This is a genomic window from Pseudoalteromonas sp. SR45-5 (assembly GCF_014163565.1).
In the GTDB taxonomy this organism is placed as follows: Bacteria; Pseudomonadota; Gammaproteobacteria; order Enterobacterales; family Alteromonadaceae; genus Pseudoalteromonas; species Pseudoalteromonas distincta.
On record NZ_JACJDN010000083.1, the window covers coordinates 1 to 9,532 of the forward strand.

Annotated in this window: 6 protein-coding genes; 4 read left to right on the forward strand and 2 right to left on the reverse strand. The window is 35.7% G+C overall.

All coding sequences use genetic code 11. The features are described 5' to 3' along the window. Positions 1–17: 17 nt before the first annotated feature. On the reverse strand, positions 18–4,517 hold the full coding sequence (locus H5072_RS05095) for an EAL domain-containing protein (protein ID WP_182692890.1): 4,500 nt from the start codon (positions 4,515–4,517) through the stop codon (positions 18–20). A gap of 166 nt (positions 4,518–4,683) precedes the next feature. Here H5072_RS05095 and H5072_RS05100 point away from each other — a divergent pair, with 166 nt between their 5' ends. From H5072_RS05100 to H5072_RS05110, 3 genes are all read left to right on the forward strand, one after another. Next, positions 4,684–5,235 (forward strand): isochorismatase family protein, encoded by a 552-nt coding sequence (locus H5072_RS05100; RefSeq protein ID WP_182692891.1) that lies wholly within the window; start codon positions 4,684–4,686, stop codon positions 5,233–5,235. A gap of 147 nt (positions 5,236–5,382) precedes the next feature. After that, entirely contained in the window at positions 5,383–6,849 is a 1,467-nt protein-coding gene (locus tag H5072_RS05105) for a methyl-accepting chemotaxis protein (RefSeq protein WP_182692892.1), read from the forward strand. Beyond that, positions 6,833–7,357, forward strand: coding sequence for a DUF6436 domain-containing protein (locus tag H5072_RS05110; protein WP_182692893.1), 525 nt, complete (start codon positions 6,833–6,835; stop codon positions 7,355–7,357). Before H5072_RS05105 ends, H5072_RS05110 begins: the two co-directional genes overlap by 17 nt. A 61-nt stretch (positions 7,358–7,418) precedes the next feature. Here the strand turns inward: H5072_RS05110 and H5072_RS05115 are convergent, their stop codons facing one another. Beyond that, positions 7,419–7,976 (reverse strand): TMEM165/GDT1 family protein, encoded by a 558-nt coding sequence (locus H5072_RS05115; protein ID WP_182692894.1) that lies wholly within the window; start codon positions 7,974–7,976, stop codon positions 7,419–7,421. Between the two features lie 515 nt (positions 7,977–8,491). Between H5072_RS05115 and H5072_RS05120 the strand changes: the two genes are divergently transcribed. Continuing rightward, a complete protein-coding gene (locus H5072_RS05120; RefSeq protein ID WP_182692895.1) occupies positions 8,492–9,160 on the forward strand; it encodes a hypothetical protein in 669 nt (222 codons plus the stop codon). The last annotated feature ends 372 nt before the right edge of the window (positions 9,161–9,532 follow it).

Sequence of the window (9,532 nt, forward strand, 5' to 3'; positions counted from 1 at the left end):
AATCAAATCAAATCAAATCAAATCAAATCAATGATATTGCTAAAACAATCGCTTTTACGTAAGTCTTTAGCATTCATTGGTTTTGCAAAGTAATAACCCTGTAATACATGGCAGCCAACCTCGGCTAAAAAGAGCATCTGTTCGCGCGTTTCTACTCCTTCTGCAATGCAGTATAGATCTAAGTTTTCTGCCAATGAAAAAATAGTTTTAATAATTGATTCATCTCCCTTATCTATACCAATACTATTTACAAAGCTTTGATCTATCTTAATAACATTAATAGGGAATTGGCTTAAGTAGGTGAGTGATGAGTATCCTGTACCAAAATCGTCAAGCAGTAATTTAAACCCAGCAGCTTTTAGGTTTTGCAGCTGTTTGGCTGCTTTAAGCTTATCTTCTAATAAAATACTCTCTGTTATTTCGAGCCTTAATTGTCTTGGATGAACTTGAGAGTCCGCTAATATAGCCATTAACCGCTGTGTTATGTTTGTTTTTAAAATGTGTTTAGGCGATAAGTTTAAAGATATATAAAACAACGGGTTTTCGCTGAGTATAGGTGCAAGTTCAATTAGTGAACGGTGCAAGGCTTGCTCAGTAAGAAGTTCTATTAAACCGGTTTCCTCAGCTACAGGAATAAAAAGAGCTGGAGATATTAACTGGCCTTCATTTTTCCAGCGCATGAGTAACTCCACGCCATTTATTGTTTTTTCTTCTATGTCGATAATAGGCTGGTAGTGATTAAAAAATCGGTTGTCTTTTACTGCATCTTTTAAATCATTTTCAAGCAGTAATTTTTGTTTTATTAGCTCATTCATTTCATCGCTAAAAAACTTAAAGTCGTTTCTCCCGCCTTGCTTAGCGTGCATCATTGCAACATCGGCATTACGGATGAGTATATCTGTGGTTATAGCATCGAATGGGTACAGAGCTACGCCAATACTTGCTGAAATATTAATAGAGAAGTCTTCAATAATTACTTTATTAGCTAATTCATTACTAATTTTTCTTACGGTATCGCGAAGAGATTGGAGTGATTTTATATTTTGAATCAGCACTAAAAATTCATCACCACTTTGGCGGCCAAGTATAGCGTCCTCGCTAAGCATGCCGCTTACTCTTTGGGTGATATTACATAAAAGCTTGTCACCTACTGCATGACCAAAAGAGTCATTAACAGGTTTGAACTTATCTAAATCAATAAATAATAATGCGCATTGGGTATTGTTTTTGTCGGCATATTTAATCGCCTTTTCAATGTTTTGATACATTAAACTACGATTAGGTAGATGCGTTAGAGGGTCAAAATTAGCCAAATAGCGCAGTTCGTTTTCAGCACGTTTTTGCTCAGTTAAGTCTGTAATAACAACCACATAGTAACTTGCAGTGTCTTTTGTTACAGCTGTGGCACTTATATGTATTGGGTGTTCGTTATTTCTTGCTGTTTTTATATAAACATCACTTTGCCAGTTTTCAGTTGGCTTTAACTTTTTTAAAATACTAGCAAACTCTCTGCACTTATCTTTACCAATTGCTTTAATAAACAATTTAGGGCTAATTTTGGTTGCCGTTTGCTCGTTTGAAAATGTTTCAATAAAACTATTGTTCGCAGAAAATGGCATTAAACGCTTATCGAGTATAAGTAACCAATCGTTTATTTGGCTAAACGCTTCACCTAAAATTTTTGCTTGTTGCTCATTAGCTCGTTGCTCGGTGATATTGGTATATATGCCAGAAACATATAACGGCTCATTTGTTTGAGGATCGTATATAACTTGCCCTGTATCTTGGTACCAGAGCCAGTGGCCATTTTTATGCTGTAAACGGTAAGTTGCTTGCCAGTTTTGTTGTTTTTTGTACTTGAAGTAGTTTTCCCATTGGTTTTCAAAACGACGTCGATCGTCAGGGTGTATCAACGCTAAAAATTGATCTATATGCACGCGTTCTGGTAAGTCTGTATAGCCTAATTCACTTCCTCTGAGCGTATTTACAGAAGCGTCTTTAAAATTATAATCCCATACGCCGCTTTTATTATTTTTAAGCGCGAGTTCTGTTTGCTTTTGCGAATGAATAGTCGCTCTATGGGCTTGTTCAATTGCTACTCGGCGGCTACGATATTGCCAAAAAATAAAAAATAACACCCCAAGTATTAAAATAATGTAGGCGGCTATAGCAATGGGCGATCTCCAAGGAGCATACGCCACGTTGATATTAAGTGTTGTAGGCTCGCTTGTAATAATACCATCACGATTATGTGCTGATATTTTTAGTGAGTAATTACCAGGTTGAAGCTTTGTGAAAAACACTTGATTAGATTGTAAATCTTCATATGTTAGAGACGTAGGCCCTAAAAGGATTACTTTATAATATGCTTTATCAATATTAGGGTAAGAGAAGTTAGAAAAGCTAACCGTCAATCCCATGTCTTCATAATTTAATTCAAGTGGTTTGCTAAGGTATTTATGAGGATTGTAATTGAGTTCCCTAGTAAGGAGGCTAATATCAGTAATGGCTAGATTACTTTTTTGTAGTTGTTCTTTTTCATTAAAGTCTAACGGATTAAAAAGTAAGGCTCCAGCATTGCTGCCGAACATAAGCCTGCCATCGCTTAGTGTTGCTGCCGCTATTGGTGTAAATTGGTTTATATTCAAACCGTCTTTTACTGAAAAACTCACTACATTGAGTGTATCTAGGTCTATTTGATACAGACCATTGTCGGTACTTGCCCATAAAAAGCCGTTTTCATCAGGAAGTAGTGAATAGATAGAATCAGTATTAAACGAATTTTTTAATCCTATATAGTGCTTTCTTTCATAAGTAACGGGGTCAACGCCGAGCAAACCTTCGTGAGTGGTTGCTAACCATAAAATGTTTCGTTTTGAGTCTAAGTAAAAGTTTTCTACAGTGTAAAAAATATCTTCTTTAGGATTAAAAGACTGAAATATAGTCGTTAAAGTTTTCGTTTTTTCGTTGTACCTAAGGAAGCTTTTTGATGTGCCAAGTACAAACTCTTCAGGATGTGTGTCGAGGTGTTTATAAAAAGCGTAAGAAAATAAAGGATCGACTTGCTCTTTGAGTCCCTTAATAATTCTTGTTTTTCCTGTTGTTTCATTAAAAACATAAAAATTATCATCCGACATAAATGCATATGTGTCTGCAGATAACTGGGCAAAGCCAAATAAGTTGGATTGGTTAATTACATCTTTTTCTGTGTCTTTATTTTCAATAATTTTACCCGTTTGTTTATCAAACAGTTTAAAACCATCGAAAGTAACAAGCCAAAGGAATTGATTATCACCAATTGAAGACGCAAAAATATCATAAACGGCAGATGCCCCGTATATTGCTTTTGAGTCGGTTGAGCTTAGATATACATCACTTTTATTTGTTGCTTTGTTGTACCGTGCAATTCCATCTTCTGTTCCTAACCAAATAATATTATTTTTGTCTTGGTAGGTGGCATGAACAGTATTGTTACCGGGTAAAGTAATGTGTTTAAACCGTCGGGTTTTAATTGGCCATGTAAACACGCCCTGGGTTCTAGATGCGAGCCAAAGTACGCCGGACTTATCAACCATTAGATCGTTTATTGAGTTTTCATTAATATTAAACTTACTTTTTTCATAATTTAATACGAATTCTAGTTCTTTGGTTTCGCGGTGATAACTGAACAATCCACTTTCGGTTGCTACAAACTCCCCGTAAACAGTATTGGCATAATCCCATATATTATAATCAGGGATTAAAGTTGTAATATTTGCTGCAGATATATTTTTATTATTATCGAATGCTAATTGATACATGCCTTCAACAGTACCAACAAGTAATCCTAATTCATTATCAACACTTAAGAATTTGACGTTTACATTATCTATCGTATTTTTTTCAGGGGGATGAAGAGGTATTTTTATAAGTTCTGGATTATCTATATTTGCAGTATATAAACCATCATTTGTACCAATATATAAAGTGTTTTTATATATTGTTAATGACCTAATGTAGTCACCTTTATTTGGCAGGGTGAGCTTAAATGTAAAGCGTTTACTCGTCTCATCAAATGTATATATTTGAGCATCTATGGCGAAGTAAAAAGTACCTTGTTGTTGAGTCATTGCAGAGATCGGAGAGAACATTTTTTGTTCTTCATCTATTTGACCAGAATAGATTTTTTCGGTTTTTAAAGTGAGGGGATCTATTATATAGGCACCAGAAAGGTCTGTTGAGACAATGATTTTTCCGTCTTCAGCTTTAAATAATGCGTAAATATAGTGTTTATCTAGACCAAAGCCGCCACTAAAAGTTTTTACATTATATCCATCAAAACGATTTAAACCCTGTTGGGTTGCTATCCAAATATAACCAATATCATCCTCTTGAGTCTGTAAAACGTAACTTTGCGATAGGCCTTCGTCAGTAGAAATACGTTGTAATTGCTGAGCATAGTTTTGTGATGCAAAAGTGCTTTGGCTGCATAGTAAAAAAGTAATGATGATATGAAAAAAAAGTTTGCTCAAACGCACTTATAAACACTCTCAGTGGAAGATAGGATGATGATTAGCTAGATAGTAAATATAGCATAAGTTTTTATTTTTTAATTACAAATAATATACATAACGCTAAAAGTTCTATTTTCAAATAGTGAGCTAATCTATATAGATAACAGTTAATGTTCATAAGGAGAGTATAGTGGTTTTATCTAATATTGATGCAAAAAATAGCGTGTTATTAATAATAGACTTACAAGAGTTGCTTGCTCCTGCAATTAAAGATTTTCCGAATATTTTAAAAAGTACATTGCAGTTAGCGCAGGCGGGTATTATTCACGGCGTCCCAGTCTTAATAACCGAGCAATATGTCAGAGGTTTGGGCGAGACTAATCAGCAAATTAAAAATACGTTACCTAATGCTACGTATTTTCATAAAACGTACTTTAGTGCGTGTGCAGAGCCTGGTTTTGTTGATACGTTAAAAAGCCATGGTAAAAAGCAAGTTGTTATTGTTGGCACTGAAGCACATGTGTGTGTTTTACAAACATGCTTAGATTTAATAGAAAATGGCTTTAAAGTTATTATTGTTTACGACGGAGTTGGTTCGAGAAACTCGCAACATAAAAATTTGGCGATTGAGCAGCTACGCCAAGCTGGTGCTGTAATTTCATGCGCTGAAATAGTTATTTTTCAATGGACAAAAAAAGCTGCAACGCCTACGTTTAAGAAAATACTGCCTATAATTAAGTAGACCGCATGTATATAATGTAAATTAAATATATTATTTTTGATGTGTCGGTAGTTAATTATTGTGTTAAGTAAGCTGAAACTCGTTTATATACGTATATTGCAGACTGCTTTATAAAACAACAATGCATACAACAATTTTAAGGTTCTTATGTCTAGTATTGGCCGGTTATTTACAATTATTTTCAGTCTTTTGTTTGTCGAGTCTATTGCTATAGGCTTGTATTTCGACACATTAGCGCAGGCTTTTATGATAGGTTTGCCATTGTGTTTATTACCTATATGGCTTTTAAACACACAAGGTGATAGCCCTATTATCCCCCATGTGGTAGCTGCCGCCATAATGATGTTTTCTTTTTTGCACATACAACAAACTTTTGGGTTGATTGAAGTCCATTTTGAAATATTTATTTTAATGCCCATGTTAATTGTTTTTGTACAGTGGCGAGTGTTTATTACCGCTATTATTTTTGTAGCGGTTCATCATTTATCTTTTTATTATTTACAAACTCAAAATACGGGCTTTTACGTATTTGACCCTGATAGGCTCGCTTTTACTACGGTGCTAATTCATGCTGGATACGCAATAGTTGAAGTATTAGTTGCAGGCTATATTGCAAAAACGCTGCAACGGGAACGTCGTGCGGGCTTATCTTTAAGTTATGCGACAGAACAAATAATGAAAGATCCTGAAAACATTAAACTCTCTCTTCGCGCGGATGACACTAAAAGCGAAGCTGTAGCAGGATTTAACACATTACTAGATTACTTATCTGATGTTATTAAACAGGTACAAACACAATCAGAATCATTGCAAAAAAACTCACAAGAGCTTATTGATGTACACGATCAGTTAGCGAGTGGTGCGGTTCAACGCACACAACAAACCGATGATATTGCTAATTCTGGCGCTCAAGTTGCCAATGGCTTTAAACTTGTAGAAGCAGAAAGTGAGGTGCTTAAGTGCCAAGTTGACCATATTACACAATCTGCAGGTGATGCATTAAAAGAAGTGCTTCAAACAGACGCTAAAAGTAGAGAGTTGTTAACACTGCTTAACCATACCGAAGAAAAAATAAATCACTTAGTGGCAGCTGGCGATGTTATTTCAGGGCTTCTTAATGAAATATCAGGTATTGCTGAGCAAACAAACCTACTTGCTTTAAATGCCGCTATTGAAGCTGCCCGCGCAGGCGAACACGGTCGAGGTTTTGCTGTTGTAGCTGATGAGGTAAGATCTTTGGCCAACCACAGCAAAGCAACAACAGATAAAATTAGTCTTACATTAAAAGATCTTGTTAATAATAGTAAAACGTCAACGCAATCAATGAGTCAGTGTGTGAGTTTTGTAGTTGATTTAACAAGTATTAGTGCTGCAATGAAAGAGAATATTTCAGCAATGAGCGAGCAAATAGCCGCAGTATCTTCAAGCTCTGACTCAGTTGCACAAGTGGTAGCGGAGCAGGCAGGTAATACCGAGTTAATAGCAAGCAGTACTGATACTATGCGCCAAAATCAGTACCAAGATACGCAAATAGTGCAGCAGTTAACCGCTAAGGTGCAGTTAATCGATGTAAGTATTGATGTATTAGAGCAAAGCATTGCCAAGTTTAAATAAATCTAACTCTTTTGTATTTTCGCTTATAGCTATATGGCTTGTTTGTGTTGTTGCAGGGTTAGTTTATTTTCAGTTAGAGCAACTTAAGCCGTTTGATAGCTCAAAAGTTTTATTGCAAAAGCACTGGTTTAATAACTTTAAAAAGCAATTGGACTGGGTTGACACTAATGAAGCGTCGTTAGTGCTCATAACAGAAAAAAAATGCGGGTGCACCATACAGGCTAAGCCGCATATTTCATCGTTAAGCTCCTTTGCTACCAATAAAGCTATGAAGGTTGTACAAGTTGAATTAACACCAAAGCTTAAACACGTTATTCCGGCAACGCCTGCCGCCGTTATTATTAATAAAAACGGTGATTTTGTTTATGCCGGTCCTCTCTCCGAAGGGTTAGCGTGTGCCCAGGGAAGTGGCTTTGTTGAAACTGCGGTCACTAATTTAGCTGCAGGTTTTAACTCCAACCTTTTAATTACGCAAACCAAGGGGTGTTATTGTGTAAATAATGCATAAATAACGTGCAGAAAAAATTAAAGCTCGCACTTGAATTAACAGATTCGAGCTATAATATTGATTAAATTGTAACTAAGCCATAAATACCTAATGACACAAACACACAAGCAGCAATAGCACGTACGGTGTTTAGAGATATTCTTTTTAGTAATGCATTACCAGCATATATAACAGGCACGTTAGCAATTAGCATACCTAACGTGGTTCCTAGCGTTACCCAAAACACAGACTGATATTGTGCGCCTAGCAACACTGTCGCTATTTGTGTTTTATCACCAATTTCTGCAATAAAAAATAATACAAAAGCGACTAAAAAAGCCCCGTAGCTATCGTATTTACTACTTACATCTTCGTCTTTATCTGGAACTAATAGCCAAAGGCCAACAACAATAAAACTGATGTTTACAAGCCAAGGTAAATATTCAGAAGAAAAACTATTACTTAACCACTGCCCAAACCACGCTGATAGGCCATGATTGAGTAAAGTTGCGGCTAAAATACCAAGAATAAGTGCGCCTTTATTACGAAAACGGGCGGCTAACAGGAGTGATAAAAGCTGGGTTTTATCGCCTATTTCGGCAAGTGTAACAGTGACGGTTGAGGTTAAAAAAATTTCCATTATTGATTCTTATAGGCGGGAATACTAAACCAAGACAAACAACTATCTCCCGCCATGAGGATAGTGTCTACCTAGGTCTCGCCGATAACGCTTGCTACAACATTACAAACTTACCATGCACATGAGGTGCAATTATGTTGATAAGTTTACTCATTACTGAGCGGGCTACTCCCCTAAGAGGCGGGCATTATTCCACAAAACTTTTGTACGGTAAATATTAAGAATCATACATAGTTAATTTATTTGAGAGTAATAACGTTAGCTTTTGGCAATTAGTTGATAGTCAGGAAAGAGCGAGATATAGTCATTCAGGTGACGGTCATTAATTTAGTAAGAATAAGAGGAGACTTTTCTCTTTTTTACATGTTTATATAAGCTACAGAAAGCATAATATATATAGCTGGCAATAGCTTACACTATTTGCTATTAATATAAGTTAATAAAATAAGGACGTTTTCGAGCTAAAATAGGTAAAGTGTCCTTTGATAAAGCTGTTAGCCGTCTAAGGAGAGTCTGTGTCAATTCAAGGTAAGAAGATATATTCAAAGAATGTATATTTCGCGCATAAATTACTATATGAAATAGCAAAGAAAGCATCTGAAAATACAAATGATAATCCTGAACAAGCTATTGTCTCATTGATATTTAGTTTTAATTGTCTTGAAGCCTTTATAAACGAAACCATAGGGTCAAGTGAATTGTTCTGCGGCGGAAGACGTACCCCGGAAGAAAAAGAGTTATTTGAACAAATGGTTCTTTTACAGCAGGATAAGAGTAGCACCTTAGATAAATACAAAAAGTCGAAGAAGTTATTTACAAAAAATCACTGGAATAAAAGCGAATCTCCTTATAAAGAATTTGAAATACTAAGAAACCTTAGGAATTCGATAATTCACAAGCCACCTGAGGTTATTTTAGGTGAGTTAACAATAGGTGAAGGAGAATATACTTATTCATCTAAATATGAGCGTCCTGATAATGAACTAAATCAATTGGCTCAAGTAGGAGTTATTGGATCAATTCAAGGCAACGAAAGTTGGCTGGATTTAATTATGACAACTCAATTTGCAGAGTGGTGCTGTCAAGTTACGGAAAACATTATTACCAACTTTCTAGACTCACTTCATGAAGGTAAATTTAAAGAACGGATCTCAGAGCAAATGAGTCTTGTACAAAACGGCTAACAAGCGCATTAAATCTGACGTCTCACATTGTTCGCAGTTTGTTCGGGCGTTGAGGCTGTAGAATTACTCTTTTTTAAGAATAACAGCCTGTTTTATGGGTTCCAAAAATGCATTACTTAATTCTTTAAAAACGATTAGAGCTAATTACAGGAACTCGTTTTTTAATTGAATTTGGCTGTTAGAGTTACTCTACAGTCTCGTTAGCTTATGGTAAACACCGGAGAGTAAATAGTAAAAAATGATATGGAATCCATTAAAGCTTGATGATAATGCACCACTTAATAAACACTTGTTATTTTGGTGGCCAATCATACTGTTTATCGGGATGGGGATTTACCTTTCATCCCCAATCTGGTGCTTTTGTATTCCAAA